This window comes from Ruegeria sp. BG6, from assembly GCF_056538465.1.
Genome location: NZ_JBQFTB010000002.1, coordinates 425,905 through 445,638, shown reverse-complemented (window position 1 = coordinate 445,638; position 19,734 = coordinate 425,905). Strand labels below are relative to the sequence as shown.

The following is a 19,734-nucleotide window of genomic DNA, read 5'->3' as shown; positions in this document are numbered from 1 at the left end:
CTCTGATCCGAAAGGAGCTGACGACCATGCCAATTTACGAAGGCGGCCAGAACATCTGTGGGGCCTCGATAGGCGTTTTATGCCTAGAGAGCTATTTCCCCAAACCTCCGGGTCATATCAAGAACCCGTCCAGCCTGCCGTTTTCGGTGCTGTACGAAATGATAGATGGCGTTACCGTCCCTACCCTGTTGAAAAACCCGACCCCTGAACTGCTGAACCCCTTTATCGCCGGGGCACGGCGCCTTGAGGCCGAGGGTGTACGGGCCATCACCGGCAGTTGCGGTTTTCTGGCGCTCTTTCAAAAGGAACTGGCGGCTGCTGTTTCCGTCCCGGTCTTTGCATCCAGTCTGATACAGGTGCCATTGGCGTTTCACATGACCGGCGCAAATGCCCCAGTGGGCGTGCTGACCGCAGATGCGTCGGCCCTGACACCCAAGCATTTCGAAGGCGTCGGTGCGGCGGGCATCCCGGTCGCGGTACAAGGGTTGGAGGACAGCACCGAATTTGCCGAAGTGATCCTGCGCAACACGCGAACGCGTATGGACACTGATCTGATCGAAGATGAAGTCATGCAAGCGGTTCGCAACCTGAAGCGGCGGGACCCGGGCATCCGGTCATTGGTTCTGGAATGCACCGATCTGCCGCCCTATGCTGCGCGGATTCAGGAAGAACTGCAGCTTCCTGTTTTTGACCTGACAACACTGGCGCAGATGGCGCATTCCGTAAGCACGCGCAGTTCGTATTCAGGGATTATGCCCTGGTCTTGAAGGCCAGAATGCACGCTGTTGGACGTGCCAAAAGGCTCGAGATGGCGACGTTACAAGTGTCGGCTGCTTTCGCCGGCACACAAAAATAGTCGCGCACATCAGGACGGTTTTGATCCTGACAGATGGGCAATACCTGTTTGCGTGTTCGCGGCAGGCCCTCGGAAACAAGTCCGGTCCTGACAGGCTGTCCGACACCGCAATGACACTTGGCCCCGGCAGAGAAGATCGAATTCCGAGTGTCCCACAGAGCGGATTTGCATCGCTGGAAGGGGAACAATCGGCTACTCTGAACGCAAAGCTTCTGAACCTTGGAGACCTTCTTGCGGAGACGAATGCCAAATCTGACGTGCGACAAGACCTCGAAACGACGAGTTTCAACTCTGGCCTATGCCCTGCTGCTTTGGGTTTGCTTTCATGGGGTATCCACCGCTCAGGTTAACGACCCAGCGCAGTTGGCGGTCGCTGCGGATTGCATCCAAAAAACGATCTCAGGAAATCCTCAGATCGACGTTGAGATTGAATTCGAAGTTGGTCCAGCCGGTGACATCGTGGGGCTGCCGGTGATGACCGCGCCGGCGGCTGCCCGGTCCGCGCATCGCCAGTTCTACTTTTTCTTCGCGTCTGCGCTGGAGGGTTGCGCGCCGTTCCGGGATGGCCTTGAGCGCCAGAGTTACAAAGCCAAGTACAGCCAGGGCAACCTGACCATAACCGGTGCGCCAGCCGCACAGTCCGCATTGCTCCAGGAAACCCCGCCTGCGTTGAAACAGCTTCCGCCGCTTAGACCGCTGCCACCGCTGAAACCGGTGCCGGAAAATGGTACAGCTGAATCGGAAACTGCTTTGGCGCTGGACAAACAGGCGATCCGCGACATTCAGGCCCGGCTGAGTGTTCTGGGCCACGATCCGAATGGAATAGACGGTGTCATGGGTCGCGGGACCAGAGGGGCAATTCAGGCATGGCAGGCAAGCCGGGGCTTTCCGGCAACGGGTTACCTTTCAGCCAGCCAAATGGTAGCACTCAGGATCCAGTCGGAAGCGCAATTGCAGTCCTGGCTGGCGTTTCCCGACAACAGCGACCTCTACAACCCTCCGCCCCCGATTCCGATTGGGCCAACGGAAATGTCGGGGAACTGGCGTTTCACAACAACTTGCGGAACCCGCAGCAAAATCGGACAGCAAAAAATAACGGGTGCAATGAAGGTCAGACATGTCGGTGGCGGCAATTACACGGGTCAGGTGAAAACCTCGCAAGGGTTTACTGGGCGATTCAACGGCCGACTGTCGGGGCGTCGAATGTCGGGTGAGATTAACTATGGCTTCCTGCTGGGGCGTGTTCGCAGCAACGGGGTTGTCGCGGACCAAAAACTTGCAATCAGCGGACGCGATTCAAATGGTTGTTCGTTCTATGCGGCAAAAACCAGTTAGTACTGTTTTGACTTGGACTGGTTGCAACCGTCTTCACCAAACCTGACTTGCCTTCCCACACGTTCTCCCACCGTTGGTTGGGTCGCAAAGGCTGTCGTCTGGCACAGACGAAACACGAGAAACCGCGCCTACATTCCGGGATGTCTGGCTGCTGACCCGTGCAGATAAGGGCGGACGCGCATCCCTGGCAGCCATGAAGGAATGGCTGTCGGGTATTCCGTGGTCAAATCCGACATAACAACCGCCGTAGGTCAGCGTTCAGGCCGTCATGTTAGTTTCCCGGTTGAAAGTCTGGAAGTCGCAGGAGTCGCCCAGCCGCACCCCGCCCTTTGCAACGTCGTCCTCCGTGCACTTGGCAAGCAGCGTGTTCGAACCGCCACTGTGCAACAGGGTCGCAAGCCACTCCATTCATCACCCAAAGCAAAACGACGGCGATATGAGCGGCATTTGCGGTGGCTGATCGAAGCCGGCGATGAAAACCGAGTTCGCTCCCGAACTTTGGCGTGACTGACGCTTCCATATGGCTAGAGATTTCAACAAAGGTTGCCCAAGCCTTGCCGTACAGAGAGAACGACTTCACGAGGGCTTTCGTCACTCTGGCCTGTCGCCATCAACCGGAATACCCAATCCAATTTTTTTTCGGCCCATGACCACAGATGTTCGAAAGCGACGGACGTTTGAGTTGTCGAAAAACAGGCGCTTCGTAAGTTCCTGAAAATCATCCATGTCCTTTGCAGTGCAGACCAGACAGAAGTCGGCGTCTCCTGTGATGTAATAGCACTGCTGGACCATGGGCTCGGACTGCACCTGTCGTGAGAACGCGTCTATCTGATCCTGACGTTCGCGCTCCAGTTCAACCATGACAATGAAGCTCATCGCGACGCCAAGTTTTTTAGCGTCAACAATCGCCACTTCGGACAGAATAGCCCCCGAGGTTCTGAGCGCTTTCAGACGCCTTTGTACGGATGCGACAGACAAGCCCGTCTCTGACGCAAGGGCTTCGAGGCCCATCTTTGCATCGGCCTGCATCAGTTGAAGCAGCTTTCGGTCAAACTGATCGAGTTTCACACGACACCTTCATCATTTGGAGAAATTTTCCCGCAAATTTGGCAAATTTGACCATAATAGATCATCATTTATGCGTACAACCCTCTCCATGAAAAACTCAAAGATACTCGACGTCGCAAAACCGCTGGCTCTGCTTGCTGCATGCCCTGCCTACAGACCAAGCCCCTTGGAGACCCGCATTTTCCAGGGAAGACCGATGCTGATCAAGGACGAAACCGGCAGAATGGGCTTGGGCGCGTTCAAAGCCCTCGGCGGTGTTTATGCTGTCGCCAAGCTGATCGAAGCGCGCGTTGGCCACCCCTTAGAAGCAAACGCCTTTCTAGACGATGCGGTAAAGGACATCGCACGCTCGATGACTTTTGTTTGTGCCAGCGCAGGTAATCACGGCATGGCTGTGGCCGCTGGCGCGCGACTGTTTGGAGCAAAGGCCCGCATTCACCTCGCCAAAACGGTGCCCGAGGACTTCGCCATTCGTCTACGGGACAAGGGCGCAGAGGTAGTTCGGTCCGGCGACGACTACGAGGAAAGTGTTGCGGAAGCCATTGCCGATGCCGAGGCAACCGGCGCCATCCACCTCGCCGACGGCTCCTGGCCCGGATACACCGAACCTCCCCGGCTGGTCATGGAAGGATATACCGTCATTGCCGAAGAAATTCGGCAGGCGTTGGAGACCGCCGGAACCTGGCCCAGCCATGTATTTTTGCAGGCTGGCGTTGGCGGTCTGGCCGCAGGGGTCGCTTATATGATCCGGTCCAACTGGCCGGTTCAGCCAAAGATCATAGTCGTCGAACCGAATGCCGCGCCTTGCCTCAAGGAAAGCGCCATGGCGGGTGAGATCGTCACTGTCGAAGGACCCGTGTCAAACATGGGGCGGCTCGATTGCAAGACGCCGTCCATGTTGGCCCTGGATATCCTGAAACAATGCGCCGATGATTGGGTTACGGTCAGCGACCAACAGGCTTTGGACGCCGTAAAACAGGCCCAGGACCTGGGTTTCTCCACGACACCTTCCGGTGCGGCAGGTTTGGCAGCCTGCTTGATGGTTGAAACCGACCTGCCGCTGATCATCCTGTCCGAAGGAAGTGTGGCCGATGCTTGACCTCACCGCATTTCGTCGGGATTTGCATGCCAACCCGGAAACCGGTTTCGATCTTGACCGGACCTCTGGTCAGATCGCAGCAGCGTTGGAAGACGCAGGGCTTGAAGTCACCCGTGGGGTTGGCCGGACTGGTCTCGTCGCGACCCTGCGACGGGGGCCCGATGAAACTGCGATCGGCTTTCGTGCCGATATGGACGCCCTGCCGATACATGAGGCGACAAACTTGCCCTATCGCTCTGAAACGGAAGGCAAGTTTCATGGATGCGGGCACGATGGTCACAGCACCATGCTGCTTGGGGCCGCGCTGGAACTTGCGGCGGATCCATCATTGAAACGGACCATTCACTTCATCTTTCAGCCGGACGAAGAAAACGGAAATGGAGCCGCCGCGATGATCGCGGATGGTTTGTTCGACCGCTTCCCCATGGCCGCAATCTTCGGTCTTCACAACATGCCGGGAATGGAGCTTGGTCATTTCGCGACGCAGGCAGGGCCATTCTGTGCGTTTGAGGATAATTTCGAGATCCGTATTCAGGGTCGGGGCGGGCACGCTTCCATGCCCGAAAAAGGCATCGATCCGATTGTGGTCGGGGCCGCGATTGTGCAGCAGTTGCAATTGATCGTCTCTCGCTCACTTCCAGCCAGCGAACACGCCGTGGTTTCCATCACCGAATTCCTGACGGACGGTGCGCGCAATATCCTGCCCAGCAATGTAACAATGCGCGGGGACTGCCGAGGGTTCACCGGGGATGTGTCTGAAAGCATAGAGCGCAGAATGCGCGCGATTGTGGCCGGTGTCTGCGCAGCGCACGCGGCAGAGGCGCAAGTTGATTACTCGACTTCATTCCGACCACTGGTGAACGACGACAGGGCAACCGATTGTATTTCGGGCGCGGCCCGTGACGTTGGCAGAATAAACGCCAGTTATGGTCGGGTCGGTTTTTCGGAAGACTTTGCCGAGTTTCTTGCACATCGTCCGGGGGCATTCATCCTGATGGGTAACGGGGTTGAGGGGAGCAATGCGATGCCGCTTCACAACCCGTCATATGATTTCAACGATGATGCTATCCGCCATGGAATTGCGTTTTGGACCAACCTTGCACGCCGGGAGTTCTGATACGGAAGCTTGTGTTCAAGCACACGATCTGAACGGCGGCATTGTTACGCCGATCTTATATGGGTGATACGTCAAGCCAATGAAACGCTTCCGGATGAAGCGCAGGCATCCAAGGATTAAGGCAACCATTACAAGGGCCGTCAAAGCGCCCCGCCGAGAAGTTTATGTTGGGCCGGGTAAAAAAGGCGCATCGAAGCCCTTGACCCGTTAACAAAGTGGGCTTCTTCATTGAAAGAATATTTCCTAGGATGTCATCGTAAATTGTACCGAGTGTATTGAAAGCTAAGCTAACAGGGAGATGCCTGTTGTTGGCGCGCAGACATTGCGCCCTGCCACGACGGCAATGAAACCACCGAATGTCCGATATCGCGCTTTGGCTTGAGAAACACGGTTTGACCAAGTATGCCAAGGCCTTTGCCGAGCACGAAGTCGAGCTAAGCGATCTAACCGAATTAACGGACCAGGATCTTGTCACGATCGGACTTCCCCTTGGTCCAAGACGGCGTTTCCTGAAAGCGGTTCGTGTCGATGCAGAGGCCGGGCAAAGCCAGCCCAAGGGTCCTGACGGCCCGACAATCGTGGCCGAACGCCGGCAACTTACCGTAATGTTCATCGATCTGGTCGGGTCAACTGAAATTGCCCAGCGCGTCGATCCCGAAGATCTGGCGGAGATACTTCGGCTTTTCAAGGAAACATGCGCTGCGTCCGTTGCGGCCTTTGACGGCCATATTGCAAGTTATTATGGCGATGGAATCATGGTCTTTTTCGGGTTTCCTCACGCCCATGAAGATGATGCAGAGCGTGCCGTTCGTGCGGGGCTTCGCATTATCCAGGAAGTGCCGGATATCCGCACCCACGCGAAACTGAATGTCAGAATAGGGATAGCGACCGGATTGGTCGTCGTTGGTGATTTGCGCGGCGAAAAAATGTTTGAGGATGGAACCGCCATGGGCGAGACGCCCAATCTGGCCGCCCGTCTGCAGACTATGGCGGACCCGGGAACGCTGATCGTCGCTCCTAGCACGCAACAATTGGCGGGCGACGCTTTCAACTACGTTCTGCGCGGCGCATTCAAACTCAAGGGTTTCGCCAGGGAGGTTGAAGCCTGGCAGGTTACCGGAACGCGGGAAACCGTCAGCCGCTTTTTGGCCTTGGATGACGAGTTGCTCAAGCCTTTGGTCGGCCGCACCGCAGAGTTTGAGACCCTGAACGAAAAGTGGCAGTTGGCCACGAGCGGTAAGGGACAGATTGTGCTGGTGTCAGGCGAGCCTGGAATTGGCAAGTCGCGATTGGTTGAGGAATTACGACAGAGTATCGCGGGGGTGCCGCACACTCAAACTCGATACCAGTGTTCGCCTTACCATTACGCAAGTGCATTTTATCCCCTCATTCGCCAACTCGAAATTGCGGCGGGACTCCGTTCCGACGATTCAAGCGACGTAAAACTCAAAAAAATCTCTGCCGTTCTTGGCGATCAGACTGACCATGCCTTGAAGTTGGCAGCGTCGCTTCTGTCCGTTCCATTTGAAGATCAATTGGGCCCGTTGAATCTGACTCCGCAGCATCTCATGGAGCAGACGCTGGAAATGCTGTTGAGCAATCTGACGGCAGTGGCCGGGGAAAAACCGCTGCTGTTCCTGTTCGAGGATGCGCATTGGATTGATCCGACGACCAAGCTGTTGCTGGATCGGATCGTGGACCGGATTCATGACCTTCCGGTGCTGGTTGTCATGACATTCAGACCCGAGTTCGACCCGGGCTGGGCGCTGCAATCAAATCTTTCGAAAGTGGTTTTGAAACAGTTGGATTTCCATCAGGTCAAGAACATTGTGGATGAAGTCGCCAAAGGCCAGTCGATCTCGGACGAAATGTATGACCTCGTTGCGGCCAGATCCGACGGTGTGCCTCTATACGTGGAAGAAGTAACCAAAGACCTTCTGGAATCCGGCGGTTTGACCGAAGGAACAGACACGTATTCAATGGGTCTAGTTTCTCCGGCGAACTCGGTTCCCAGTGCCTTGCACGATGCGTTGATGGCGCGCCTTGACCGGTTGAGTTCGGCCAAGGAAGTGGCCCAGATCGGAGCTGTCATCGGACCTCAGTTTTCGTATCCGTTGATCGCCAAGGTGGCCCGTATTGAAGATACCGCGTTGCGCGCGGGATTGGAGCTTCTGCTGGATGCAGGGATCGTTACGGTTTCTGATGCCGATGATCATGAAACCTTCAGCTACCGTCACGCGCTTATTCGCGACACCGCCTACAACAGTCTTCTGAAAAGCGAACGCCGTGTTTTGCACGCTCGTGTTGCCCGAAGACTGGAAGACAAGGAGGTTCAAACGGGTGATGCTAGCCCGGAAATTCTGGCACACCACTACACGATGGCGGGCATGAACAAGGAAGCAATCGACTACCGGCATCTTGCGGGCCATCGCGCGGTTCAACGATCTGCCAATATCGAGGCAGGTACACAATTGTCCCTGGCGATTGAGCAGTTGGCGGAACTGAGCCAAAGCACCGACCGGGATCGAAAAGAAATCGAGATACAGGTTCTCAGGGCAGGTGTTTTGCGATCGACGGCTGGTATTGCCGCTGATGAAACCGGTTCTGTCTACTCAAGAATACGCGACCTTTGTGAACGCGTTGAAGAGACAGAACACTTGTTCCCGGTTTTGAACGGTTTGTATTCCTTTCATTTGGTGCGCGCCGAGTATGATTTGGCCAGAAATGTTGCTGGGCAATTGCTGGATCTGGCGCATTCGACTGGCCAGACGCAACATCAAATGGTGGCGCACCGGGCGATGGGCGCGGTGCTGTTCCACATTGGGGAGCTGGACCCGGCCTACGCGCATCTGAGCAAGGCGCTGGAGCTCTACAGCCGGGAACGAGATGGGCATCTGGCGTTTATTTACGGATCGGACCACGCCGCGATTACCTCATGTTTCCTAAGTCTTGCGATCTGGATGCGCGGTGCGCCGGACAAGGCGCTTGAAGTCCAGAAAAAAGCGGTCGCTGCCGCAAAGGACCTTCAGCACGCCCACAGCATCGCGCAGTCGCTGACCTACCTGTGCATGCTTCATCTTCTGCGCCGCGAACCGGAACAGGTTATCGAGGTTACTGATCAACTTGAGCAGCTTTCCTCCAAGCACTCTTTCACATTCATGACTTTGACGGCATCCCTCTGGCGAAGCTGGGTGGATGCCCATGTTTCACCCCAGCCGGAAACGATCCGCGCATTACGCAAGGCGTCAGAAGCATGGTGGGCCAGCGGCGCGGGAAACTACAAGCCGTTCTTTCTTACCTTGATTGCGGAGCTTACGCTGAAATCCGGCGACCGGGAAGGTGCGCTGGACTGCCTTGCCGAAGCACGCAAACACCACGGACTGACCAATGAGGGATGGGCCCAAGCTGAGACGGAACGGGTCTATGCCCTCGCATCTTCAGAGAATGGGGTCGCTGAAAACGAGTTTCGTGTGGCTTTGGAGGTCGCGCGACAACAGAATGCAAAGATGTTCGAACTTCGAACGGCATTGGACTATGTCAAGCACTGCCAAAAATACGGTCGAGCTGGCATTCCCACTTCCGATCTTCGTGCCGTTTTGCAAACGGTCACGGGCGGAGAGCATACAATTGACGTGAGCGATGCCTTGAAATGGCTTGATGAAACAACCGTCGGCTAACGCTCATCTGCTCAAGGTGACACGGACGGATAACCCGTCCCTTGCGCCTCCTAGGTTCGAGAGGCTTCAAACGCCACCCACGCTTTTTCAAAGGCGTTGAAATCGAACCCAGATTGACGCGCGGGCACCAGGATCAGCTTCTCAGTTTCAAGTAACTTGATGATCGCCTGCTCAAGCACGTCCACCACCTCGGGCGGAACCACCAATGCGCCATGCCGGTCTGCATGCACAAGGTCCCCGTCCCTGATTGAAAGTCCGAAGATCGACACCTGCGTTCCAACCTCTTTCACGTGCACGAAACCGTGGCTTGGCCCGACCGAGCCCGCCACAACCGGAAACCCGTCGGGCAAATCGCCGAGGTCGCGCATAACCCCGTTGGTTAATGCGCCACTGATGCCAAAACCCTTGTGGATCGTGGTGTTGATCTCACCCCAATAGGCGCCGATGCAATGCGGGTAATCCGTATCCTCGACCACGGTCACGACCGGACCGGTCCCCGAAGCCATGTGCCGGTAGTAGTCCATCCGGCGCTTTCGGATCACCTCCGGAGCCTCGGTCGGCGGGTTCACGGCGGCAATCTTCGCGGTGCGTGCATATCCCACCATCGCGCCCGCACCGGGATCAGAGCACAACATCGTGCCCCGGGTGAAATCATTGAACCCACGTTTGCCCTGCGCCACTTCGATGGCGTTGCAAACCGTGGGGGTATCGACCTTTTTCAGCAGGTCCAGCAGGGACTTCTTCATATCGCCTCCAGCCAGCGGGTCAGAGCCGCCGTGGTTTGTTGCGGTTGTTCCAAAGTCGGCAGGTGACCAGCCCGTTCGATAACCTCGAGCCGGCTCTGCGGCATCAACGCGTGCATCATTTCGTGCCGCGATACCGGACATAAGGCATCGTCGCGCCCACAAAGAACAAGGGCCTCATCGTTGAAGTTTTGCAGCGTTTCGCTTTGGTCTGGCCGATCTCGCAACGCTTTGGATTGATTGACAAAGACATCGGGACCAAGACCCTCTGCCATATCCATGCAAAGGTTCAGAATTGCAGCTTTGTCCGGGCCATCGGTCAGATAATTGGGTTTCATCTCGTCCGCCATCACGATGCGCAGGTCTCCTCGTTCGACAGCGGCTATCTGCGGACCGCGCCTGGCTTTAACCTCATCCGTTTCGGCCAAATGGTTGGTGTCCATCAGCGCCAGGCCCATCACACGGTCCGGTGCCTGCCGCAGGATTTCCATAGCCACGATACCGCCCATTGAGAGCCCCGCCACAGCAAACCGTTGCGGCGCGCAGGCCAGCACGTCTTTGGCAAGAGCTGCCATCGTGTCACGGCCCCCGATTGGCGCAGTCAGAATTGGAACCCTGCCCGACAAAGCCGCGATTTGGGCGCTGAAAAGTCGCGCGTCACACATCATTCCGGGCAACAGAACAAGCGGTGTCATTTGACCAATGCGGCCCCTTCGGCAAGCGCGCCCAGCTTGGCATAGGCGATGTCCGGGTCGACCGCACCGAAGCCGGCAAAAGTGCCAAAGCCGCAATCCGATCCCGCAATCACCCGGTCGCCCCCTACGATATCCGCAAAGCGTTCAACCCGCTGCGCGATCAGTTCGGGATGTTCGACAAAGTTCGTCGTGGTGTCGACGACGCCCGGCACCAGAATCTTGTCGGCTGGAATTTCGGCTTTGCGGTCACGAAACACGGTCCATTCGTGGGCATGGCGCGGGTTCGAGGTTTCGAACAGCACATAGCGCGACTTTGTCGACATCAGTGTCGAAAACACCTTGTCCATGCCGATATCGCAGCAATGCGGACCTTCGTAATTGCCCCAGCAAATGTGAACACGCACCTTGTCGGCCGGCACATCTTGCAACGCGTGGTTCAGCGCCTCGACATGCATGTTGGCGATTTTCAGGAACTCATCGTCGGACAGATCGGTGAACAGCATATGCCGTGACAGCGCAAGATCGGGGCAATCCAGTTGCAGATCAAGACCGGCACCAACAATGGTTTCGTATTCCGCCTTCATCGCGTCGGCCAGCGCTGCCAGATAGGCCTCGCGCGTTGGGTAAAAGTCGTTTTGCAGGAACAGGGATATCACCCCGGGGCTGGCCGCGTTCATGAAGCCGCGCGCCACCCCGTGTTCGGCCATCGCCGCCTTGAGATTGGCAATATCCTTCTGCAACTCATCCTGGCCTTTTGAACGCACCTCGCCCACACACATGGGCCGGGCATATTGCGGGGTTCCGCCGTCATTCGCCAGCCGCTGCAGAAAGCCCGGAAACATCTTGAGGTCCGCTGGCGCGTTGCGCGGGCTGTCACCGGCAAAGCCGGTGTAGCGGTCCTTGACATAGGTGGCGTACGAGATTTTCGAGGTTTCACCGTCCGATACGATATCAATCCCGGCCGCCGCCTGTTTACGCACGGTTTCGGACACGGCTGCGGTCATGCAGGTGTCAAATTCGGTCTGATCGAACGGCTCCTCCCGCTCGCGTGCGAAGATGAAGTCCACGACCTCCTGACTGCGCGGCAAGCTTCCCACGTGGGTGGTCAATATGCGGGTCATTTGTTCATCTCCCTTCGAAACTCAGTCCCGCGCCGGGACGGGTGCCCGACGCGGGGTTCATTCCGCACGCCCCAACCGGAAGGGGAACGCGCGCTGGCACCATTAAGCACCCGTCCAGGTCGCCCCGGCCGGATCATCGGTTGCAGTGATCCGGTACAGGCCCGCTTCGCCGGTCATCGAAGGCTCGGCGCTGTAGCTTTCGCCGGGCAAGGCCAAGGCAGTGTCGCCGTTCGACAGGGTGGTCTCAACATCGTTGATCCGGATGCGCCAGTGACCGCTTGCGGGCATCAATACGACCGGTTTTTCAGCCACGACCGCCTCGGTCACGGCCGAGCCGCGTGTCAGAAAATCAACCTCGAACCCGGGCTTGTCCTTGATCAGACCCTTTTCGCCGATCACAACCGCCGGCTTGTGCGCCGCCAGTGCCATCAGGTCCCAGTAGCGGGCGACATACTTGCCGATCACCGCGTCGACGGGAACCTCGGGGTACACTTTCAGTTCTTCTTCGGTCAGCAGCGGCATAGGCTGGACGTTGTGCGGCAGGTCCTCGCCCTTCTTGCGGTCGTACAGAACACCGTTATTGCCCAGCATCAAACCGTGTGCCTGCGCGTCCTCGATCACCTGCGGTGCCCAGGTCACGCCGCCACCGGCATCGTCGCCACCCAGCATCGACATGATCATCCCATAGTCCTGGCCCACATTCTCGAAGCCGCGGAAGATGCCCGTCGGGATGTTGAAGATGTCACCTTCCTCGGCGATGAATTCGCCTGCAGTGCCATAACGGCCCCAGAAGAACCGCCACCGGCCTTTGGCAACAAAGAAAACCTCGGCCGTGGTGTGACTGTGCAGCGAGTTGCGGCATTTCGGGGGCTGCCCCGCTGCGCCGATGTTGAACCCGATCTTGTCGGTTATGTGGACGTGCTGGTCCGGGCTTTCGCTGACCCCACCGCCGATGATGGTAAAGTTTTCTTTCTGGTCCGAGCCCGGCGTATGGGCGTCGATAAATGCGGTTTTGCAGGGTTTCAGCTCGCCATAGCGGACAATGCGGCTTTCGATGGTACTCATATCTTTCTTCCTTTTGCGGGGGGTTTGATCGGATCAAACCGTTCCACCCGGCGGGCGATTGTTCAGCCGCCGGGCGCGCAGGCTGGCGCGGTGGGCGTGGTAACGCCGCATCGCCTGCCCGGCATCCAGATTTGAGATACGGCACGGCATGCTAGAGATCGCCAGTTTTCAAAAGAATCTGTTTCCAGATCGATGTTTCGTCAAAAAGGGTGTATTCCCTGCGCAGACCCCAGGGGCCGAACTCGGCCTGGCTGATACCCAGAACAAAGACCTCGGCCCCGGTTGGAACGCCAAAGACGCCCCAGCCGTCGTGCTTGCCGTGCAGCGTCCAACGGATCGCGGCGCGCGGCGGCATCATCGGATCGTCGCGGCCAATCTGATGGTGAATCTTGAATTCTGCATTCGGGAACGAGGCGCGCAGGCCCATCCAGAACCGGTCCACCGGACCCCAGCTATGTCCTGTGGTGCCGCCGGGATATTCCGACAGGACGGCGCGGTCATACTCTGCCTCGATCACACCCATGTCGGCATTCATAATACGGGTCAGAATATCAGCGTATTTCTGACCCCAGTCGTTGTCATTTCCACGCCCTTTGTAAGGGCCGGGCTTGTCGTTTGAGGGCGTGTAGGGTTGCACGCATGCGTCTGGCCCACCTTCACGGGCGATCAGGTCTCGGGCGTATTCCTTGGGATCCCAGCCCATCTGCTGGACAATCGCGCTCTGGTCGCGGATCAGCCATTCGTCGTTGATCTGGTTGTTGATGGCGTGGCAATCGGCCAAAATCCGGTAAACCAGCTTTTTCCCTGTGGCCTTACCGTAAACGCCATCACCCAAATGGGTCGCCGTTGACAGCAACCGGTGCGAGGACAGCATCCCTTCTTCCGGGGTTCCGGACCAGATTACATCCTCGCCCAGAAGCGTACGGTCGGGAAACTCGGCAAGGGTGGCCATCGTGGCGGCGATAACGCCCTGATTGCCAACCACAACCGATCCCGGCGAGCGCACCACGATGTCCGGCGCGTAATAGTGATGCAGCGTGGCAATACCGCGATCCTCCCAGATCTCCTTGGTGATGCCGATGATGTAATCGGGAAAGTCTTTGAATTTGGGATCAAACCCCTTCATGTCTTCCATCCTTCAGGTATGCGGGCCGAGCCGCGAACAATAAGAGGTCCGTCAATCTCGACCCGGCGCGGACTGACATCAGGATCTTCGATTTTGCTGAGCAGAATATCGACGGTCTCAGCGACCATGCGGTTGGCGGGTTGGCGAATGGTGGTCAGGTTGTACGCTGGCCATGACGCCACGGCGACATCGTCATATCCGATGACCGAAACGTCGCCCGGGACATTCAAACCCAACTCGAACCGCAGCGTGTCCATCACGGAAATGGCCATGTGATCGTTGGCGACAAACACCGCATCAGGCGCATCGGAGTTGAACATCTTAAGCGTCGCTTGCCGGGCTTCTTCGGCCACAAAATTCCCGATTTCGCGGTCGTGCAGCGTGACCCCAGCCTCCTTCAAGGCCGCCACGAACCCGGCTTCGCGATCCCTCTGGGTCGAAGCACCTTCCCATCCGGCGATGTAACCGATCTTTTGGTGTCCGCCGGCCAACAGGAATTCGGCGGCCTTTCGTCCTCCGGCCACGTTGTCGGACGTAACTGACGACATGGCAGTATCGTCTTGCGCCCGATTGAACAGCACCATCGGTACGCCTGCGGTTCGGCAGCGGTCGGACAGATCCGACGACAGAGCAACCGAGGCCGCGATGATCCCGTCGACCTGAAAGTCGAGTATTTCCTCGACCACATTGTCGATATTTCCAGCCTGATGCGAGGCCATGAAAATCAGCACGTGGTACCCACGCTCCTGCAGCGTGTTTGTCAGCTTTTCCAGTGCCTCAGGATAGAATTGATTGTTCAGATAGGCGACAACAAGCCCGATGATCCGGCTTTTCCCGGACACCACGGCGCGGGCCAGAACGTTCGGGCGATACCCCAGTTCCTTGGCGGCCTTTCGCACTTTTTCCACGGTTTTCTTTGATGCAGATGCACCAGGGGTGAAGACCCGGCTGACCGCAGACTGGCTGACCCCTGCGAGGCGGGCGACTTCCAGTGATGTAACCTTTTGTGTCGCCATCAGTCCGCCGTCCAACCTCCGTCAACCATCAGCGCCGTGCCGGTCACCAAGGCCGATGCATCCGACGCCAGATAGACCACCGCCCCCATGATGTCCTCAATCTCACCCGGGCGACCCAGCTTGATCTTGTCCAGAATCCAGGTTCGTTTGTCCGGGTCGTCGAACGTGGACCTGGTCAGGTCGGTCATGATGAATGTGGGACAGATGGTGTTGACGCGGATCTTTGCGGACCCGAACTCCAATGCCATCGCCTTGGAAAACCCCTCGACCGCGAATTTCGACGCGCAGTACACGGCGCGTTCGCGGCCCCCGACATGACCCATCTGGCTTGAAATGTTGATCAGCGAACCGGGGCGGCCGGCTTCTAACAACCCTTTGGCAACGGCTTGGGTCAGGAAATAGGCCCCTTTGACATTAACGCCCATGACTGCGTCAAAATCATCAGGTTGCGTGTCCACGGCCTTGCTGTGGCGGGCAAGGCCGGCCGAGTTCAGCAAAATGTCGAAAGGTCCGTTTTGCGCCACGGCCGCGGCAGTGGCTGCAACGTCCGAGACGTCCAGCTCAAGTGTCTTGGCTGACCATCCGCGCGCTGACATCTCATTCGCGATGTCTTGCAACGCGCCAACGCGGCGCGCTGCCAATGTGACCTCAGCACCATGTTCCGCAAGGGCTACAGCGCAAGCCATGCCGATGCCAGATGAGGCGCCGGCGACCAGAGCGCGCTTGCCGCTCAGACTGAAACTTGGGGTGCTGGGGAATTGGGGCATATCAGACCTCGCCGACCGGGAACGGAATTGTGCCCGGAACACGTGCCTTGTTGAACTCGCGCAGGCGGGCAAAGACATCTACGCCCAGTTGGCGGTAGGCGTCCAGCAGATCGACCATCACCCAGTTTTCGCGGATCAGTCCATCCTCGAGCCGCCAGAAATCAAGGCTGCGCATGGTGATACGTTTGCCGGACGGCGCAATTCCCATCCAGCCATCATGCGTGACGGTCTGGATCATGTCCGGCCAACCGGTCACGGCGGCATAATCACCATCGCCAAAGAAGTGATAGGTGATTTCATCGACGTATTTGCCGCGGTCGGGCATACCGTTCAGAAAGGGGATCTGATGCCAGTTGCGGAAACCCGCGATACCACGCCCGGTTCCAATCCCGGCGGGGCCGTACCAGTTCATGCGCGGATGCCAGAACTTCTCCATCTCCATCACTTCGGGTCCACCCTGGCTGGGATGTTTCTTCAGATGGTCCAACATGTCGACGATATGGGCGCATGAGGTGTTTGACTTCGCTTCATCCCACGGACCTGGCACCATCCCGTCCAGCGTCGCTGGGCCGGGAATACAGAACTCCAGCCCCAGTGACGGAGCCATCGGCCAGGCCTTGGCCTGCATCATCACTTCGGGGATGTCCCAGAGCGTCTGGATTTCCACAACCTTGTCGCCTTCGAAGCGGTAGAATTCGTGGAACCGCATATGGGTCAGATGCCCCGTCGGCGGGATGTCCAGCCAGGGGGCGACGAAGGTACCAACGTAGTGGCCGCCACAGCCGACCCAATCATTGCCCTGTTCGGTCCGGCCACCCATCGCGATCCAGTCACGACGCTCCAGATCGGGCATGGATCTCTGCAGCGGCGCATAACAGGTGTCATAGAGTTCCTGCGGTCCGGTTAGGTCACCAAACGGGTGCGGCATGTGAACGATGGCATCCGGAGCGATCACCGCACCCAATGCCGCGCGAACGCCGGTTTCATCGAAGTTGTACATGGCCTCGCGCAGAGGCGCGATCAGGGCCTTGTGGGTAGAGTGTTTGTCCATTGCGAAATCTCGCATTGCTTTTACTGCTTACTTCAGAAATTCCGTGACGCCCGGGCCAACCCCGGGCGCTGGTTTGACAGCGATTTCCGCCGCGCCTGTCAGGAGGCCTCGGCCGTCTCGCGATACACAGCACCCTCGCCATATGGCACGTTGATGCCGCCAAAACGGCGAACGCGGATGTTGCACTGTTCGGCGTGGCCCACAAATCCTTCCAGTATGCAAAGCCGCGAACCATATTCGCCGACCATTGTTGCGGCCTCGTCCGTCAGAACCTTCTGATAGCTGTGGGTTTTCAGAAACTTGCCCACCCATAAGCCACCGGTATATCGACCCGCTTTTTTGGTCGGCAGCGTGTGGTTAGTGCCGATCACCTTGTCGCCATTGGCCACGTTGGTGCGTGGCCCGAGGAACAGCGCGCCGTAGCAGGTCATGTTTTCCAGGAACCAGTCATCGCGGTCGGTCATGACCTGAACATGCTCGGACGCGATGTCATCAGCCACTTGCAGCATCTCGTCATAGGTATCGCAGACGATGACCTCGCCATATTCCTCCCAACTGACCTTGGCGGTGCCGGCGGTCGGCAGGATGCCGAGGATGCGGTCAATCTCGCTCAGCGTGTCTTCGGCCAGTTTGCGCGAGTTGGTGACCAGAACGCAGGGGCTATTATAGCCATGTTCGGCCTGTCCCAGCAGATCGGTGGCGCAAAGCTCGGCATCGGCTGCGGTTTCATCGGCGATGACCATCGTCTCGGTCGGGCCCGCGAAAAGATCGATACCGACGCGGCCAAACAACTGGCGCTTGGCTTCGGCAACAAAGGCATTGCCGGGTCCAACAAGCATGTGAACCGGATCGATGGTTTCCGTACCGATCGCCATGGCGCCAATCGCCTGAATGCCGCCCATGACATAAATCTCATGCGCACCGCCCAGATGCATCGCCGCGATTACGGCCGCGTTCGGCTTACCCTGGAATGGCGGCGTGCAGGCGATGATCCGGGGAACACCCGCAACCTTTGCCGTTGCTACCGACATATGCGCCGAAGCGACCATCGGGAACTTGCCACCGGGCACGTAGCAGCCCACAGACTGCACCGGGATATTCTTGTGCCCCAGAATCACGCCGGGCAGAGTTTCAATCTCGATATCCAGCATCGAGTCGCGCTGCGCCTGTGCGAAATTCATCACCTGCTTCTGGGCGAATTTGATATCGGCCAGTTCACGCTCGGACAAAGACACAATCAGATCGTCGATCTGTTGCTGGCTCAGGCGAAAGCTCTCGGGCGAGTAGTTGTCGAATTTCTCCGATAACTCGCGAACCGCGGCATCGCCTCGGGTTTCGATATCCTTCAGCGTTGCCTCGACAACGGCGCGGGTTTTGGCATCGTCATCGGCCCGATCAGCCTCGGGTTTGCCGCGTTTCAGGTGTTCAATTGCCATTGTCCTAATCCTCAGTTTTCGGGCCGGGGCGGAACCTTCTCTCCCCGGTCAAATGCTTCCCAGCCTTCGCCATTGAACAGATCAACGCCCAGCTGCGCGGCAACGTGTGCAAAATCGACATTCACCCAATTGTCGACGATCTTGCCGTCAACAACTTTCCAGAAGTCCATGTAGCGGATCTCGACCCGCTTGCCGGTGGGGGCGATGCCCAGAAACTCGCCCGAATGTGTCGCCTCCTGCCGGCCAAAGGCTGCGGCCCACTCGCCCATGTACAGCCGGGCCTCGTCGATGCAGGTCTTGTCGGAAAACGCCGCCTGAAACGGGCGCTGCCAGTTTTCCTGAAATTCCTTCAACCCGGTCTTGGTGCCGCAGCCCTGGTTGCCCAGCCAACGGAACCCTTCCGCGAAAAACTCGCCGATATCGTCGATGCGGTGGTCGTTCAAACCGTCGACCATACCCTCGATCACGGCCCGGGTTTGTTCGGTTTTGCTCATGTCCGTGTCGCGTGTCAGCACGGCCTGTTCAGGGCGGGAACCCTTCATGTCTCTATTCCTTATCTGGTTGCCAAGAGGTTTTCTGTGTGGACGGGGAGGGTTAGTCGGCCGTCAGAAAATCCCTTGGCATCCGGTTGAGCGCCGGGTGGCGCGCAATGGCATTATGTCTTGCAGATGCGCTCATCAGCCCTTGACCGCCCCTGCTGTAAGACCGCTGACGATCTGGCGCTGGAAGAACAGGATCAGTACGAACAACGGGGCAGTGGCCGAAACCACGGCTGCGACCGCGTACATGACCTTGCCTTCAACCTGGGTTGTGCCCATGAAGCTGTTGATGGCGGGAATGATGGTCTCGTTCTCTTCACTCAGCAGCATCACGGCCACGGTAAAGTCGTTATAGGCCAGCAGGAAGCTGAACAGGCCTGTGGTGATCACGCCGGGCCACATGACCGGGACAATAACATGCCGGAAGGCCTGAAACCGGGTGCAGCCATCAACCATGGCGCTTTCGTCCATGTCCTTGGGAATGTTCTTGAAGAACGAGTGCAGCATCCACAGGGTAAAGGGCTGGTTGATCGCCACAAGCACGATGATGGTGGTCGGCAGGATGCCCCAGACATTCCACTCGAAGAACCACAGCAGGTAACCCGAGACCAGCGTCATATGCGGCATCGCGCGAAACACCAGCGCTGCCATCAGGATCCAGAACGCATAGCGGAAACCGGACCGCGCCAACGCATACCCCCCCAGCGTTCCGAAGGTCAGCGAGATCAGCACGGTGAAGAAGACCACAATGCCAGTGTTCTTGAAGTTGAACCAGAAATCTTCCAGAACCCACGCCCCGTGATAGCCGGCACCGGTAAAGGCGCTGCCGGTTTGCTCTATCGTGTTGGCCCCAGTCAGGGCGTTCATCCAGTTGGCCTTCGACAAGAAGTCGGCCTGTACCTTGAAGCTGCCCCAGAAGGTCCAGAAGAACGGGAAGGCAGCGATCAGCAGCCAGAGGGCCACGAAACCGTAAGAGAACAGCTTTAGCGGTGTCATGCGGGATTGTGCTTTGGTCGCCATGTC

At 57.8% G+C, this 19,734-nt stretch carries 17 protein-coding genes; 5 read left to right on the top strand and 12 right to left on the bottom strand.

The window, feature by feature from the left end; genetic code table 11:
- The first annotated feature begins 26 nt into the window (after positions 1 to 26).
- Together ACR0JW_RS06930 and ACR0JW_RS06925 are read left to right on the top strand one after the other, a co-directional pair.
- The gene (locus ACR0JW_RS06930) at positions 27 to 767 is read left to right on the top strand and encodes an aspartate/glutamate racemase family protein (protein WP_170682683.1); all 741 of its coding nucleotides are present in this window, start codon (positions 27 to 29) and stop codon (positions 765 to 767) included.
- Positions 768 to 1,099: 332 nt separating this feature from the next.
- Positions 1,100 to 2,191, top strand: coding sequence for a peptidoglycan-binding domain-containing protein (locus ACR0JW_RS06925; RefSeq protein WP_170682682.1), 1,092 nt, complete (start codon positions 1,100 to 1,102; stop codon positions 2,189 to 2,191).
- Positions 2,192 to 2,782: 591 nt separating this feature from the next.
- Here the strand turns inward: ACR0JW_RS06925 and ACR0JW_RS06920 are convergent.
- Complete coding sequence (locus ACR0JW_RS06920) at positions 2,783 to 3,259, bottom strand: Lrp/AsnC family transcriptional regulator (RefSeq protein WP_170682681.1); 477 nt, start codon at positions 3,257 to 3,259, stop codon at positions 2,783 to 2,785.
- A gap of 196 nt (positions 3,260 to 3,455) precedes the next feature.
- Here ACR0JW_RS06920 and ACR0JW_RS06915 point away from each other — a divergent pair, with 196 nt between their 5' ends.
- The 3 genes from ACR0JW_RS06915 (at position 3,456) to ACR0JW_RS06905 (ending at position 9,152) form a co-directional block, all read left to right on the top strand.
- A complete protein-coding gene (locus ACR0JW_RS06915) occupies positions 3,456 to 4,358 on the top strand; it encodes a pyridoxal-phosphate dependent enzyme (RefSeq protein ID WP_480713737.1) in 903 nt (300 codons plus the stop codon).
- Positions 4,351 to 5,475: an amidohydrolase gene (locus ACR0JW_RS06910; RefSeq protein WP_480713736.1), complete on the top strand. Its 1,125-nt coding sequence runs from the start codon at positions 4,351 to 4,353 to the stop codon at positions 5,473 to 5,475. Before ACR0JW_RS06915 ends, ACR0JW_RS06910 begins: the two co-directional genes overlap by 8 nt.
- Before the next feature lie 356 nt (positions 5,476 to 5,831).
- The gene (locus ACR0JW_RS06905) at positions 5,832 to 9,152 is read left to right on the top strand and encodes an adenylate/guanylate cyclase domain-containing protein (protein ID WP_170682678.1); all 3,321 of its coding nucleotides are present in this window, start codon (positions 5,832 to 5,834) and stop codon (positions 9,150 to 9,152) included.
- A gap of 50 nt (positions 9,153 to 9,202) precedes the next feature.
- On the opposite strand, the gene ACR0JW_RS06900 is transcribed toward ACR0JW_RS06905, so the two are convergent.
- The 11 genes from ACR0JW_RS06900 to ACR0JW_RS06850 form a co-directional block, all read right to left on the bottom strand.
- Positions 9,203 to 9,898 (bottom strand): RraA family protein, encoded by a 696-nt coding sequence (locus tag ACR0JW_RS06900; protein ID WP_170682677.1) that lies wholly within the window; start codon positions 9,896 to 9,898, stop codon positions 9,203 to 9,205.
- Positions 9,895 to 10,590, bottom strand: coding sequence for an alpha/beta fold hydrolase (locus ACR0JW_RS06895; RefSeq protein ID WP_480713735.1), 696 nt, complete (start codon positions 10,588 to 10,590; stop codon positions 9,895 to 9,897). The genes ACR0JW_RS06900 and ACR0JW_RS06895 overlap by 4 nt, the downstream gene beginning before the upstream one ends.
- The gene (locus tag ACR0JW_RS06890) at positions 10,587 to 11,711 is read right to left on the bottom strand and encodes a cobalamin-independent methionine synthase II family protein (protein WP_170682676.1); all 1,125 of its coding nucleotides are present in this window, start codon (positions 11,709 to 11,711) and stop codon (positions 10,587 to 10,589) included. Before ACR0JW_RS06890 ends, ACR0JW_RS06895 begins: the two co-directional genes overlap by 4 nt.
- Before the next feature lie 102 nt (positions 11,712 to 11,813).
- On the bottom strand, positions 11,814 to 12,776 hold the full coding sequence (locus ACR0JW_RS06885) for a cupin domain-containing protein (protein ID WP_480713734.1): 963 nt from the start codon (positions 12,774 to 12,776) through the stop codon (positions 11,814 to 11,816).
- 151 nt (positions 12,777 to 12,927) lie between these two features.
- Positions 12,928 to 13,902, bottom strand: coding sequence for an ester cyclase (locus ACR0JW_RS06880; RefSeq protein ID WP_170682674.1), 975 nt, complete (start codon positions 13,900 to 13,902; stop codon positions 12,928 to 12,930).
- Complete coding sequence (locus ACR0JW_RS06875; RefSeq protein WP_170682673.1) at positions 13,899 to 14,918, bottom strand: LacI family DNA-binding transcriptional regulator; 1,020 nt, start codon at positions 14,916 to 14,918, stop codon at positions 13,899 to 13,901. The genes ACR0JW_RS06880 and ACR0JW_RS06875 overlap by 4 nt, the downstream gene beginning before the upstream one ends.
- Positions 14,918 to 15,685, bottom strand: coding sequence for an SDR family NAD(P)-dependent oxidoreductase (locus ACR0JW_RS06870; RefSeq protein ID WP_480713733.1), 768 nt, complete (start codon positions 15,683 to 15,685; stop codon positions 14,918 to 14,920). The genes ACR0JW_RS06875 and ACR0JW_RS06870 overlap by 1 nt, the downstream gene beginning before the upstream one ends.
- A gap of 1 nt (position 15,686) precedes the next feature.
- Positions 15,687 to 16,736, bottom strand: a complete 1,050-nt coding sequence (locus ACR0JW_RS06865; protein WP_170682671.1) for an ester cyclase — start codon at positions 16,734 to 16,736, stop codon at positions 15,687 to 15,689.
- A gap of 98 nt (positions 16,737 to 16,834) precedes the next feature.
- Positions 16,835 to 18,172, bottom strand: a complete 1,338-nt coding sequence (gene hisD / locus ACR0JW_RS06860) for a histidinol dehydrogenase (protein WP_480713732.1) — start codon at positions 18,170 to 18,172, stop codon at positions 16,835 to 16,837.
- Between the two features lie 11 nt (positions 18,173 to 18,183).
- Positions 18,184 to 18,714 carry an ester cyclase gene (locus ACR0JW_RS06855; RefSeq protein ID WP_170682669.1) on the bottom strand — a complete coding sequence of 177 codons (531 nt, stop codon included), beginning with the start codon at positions 18,712 to 18,714 and terminating at the stop codon, positions 18,184 to 18,186.
- Between the two features lie 135 nt (positions 18,715 to 18,849).
- Positions 18,850 to 19,731, bottom strand: coding sequence for a carbohydrate ABC transporter permease (locus ACR0JW_RS06850; RefSeq protein ID WP_170463829.1), 882 nt, complete (start codon positions 19,729 to 19,731; stop codon positions 18,850 to 18,852).
- Positions 19,732 to 19,734: the final 3 nt, after the last annotated feature.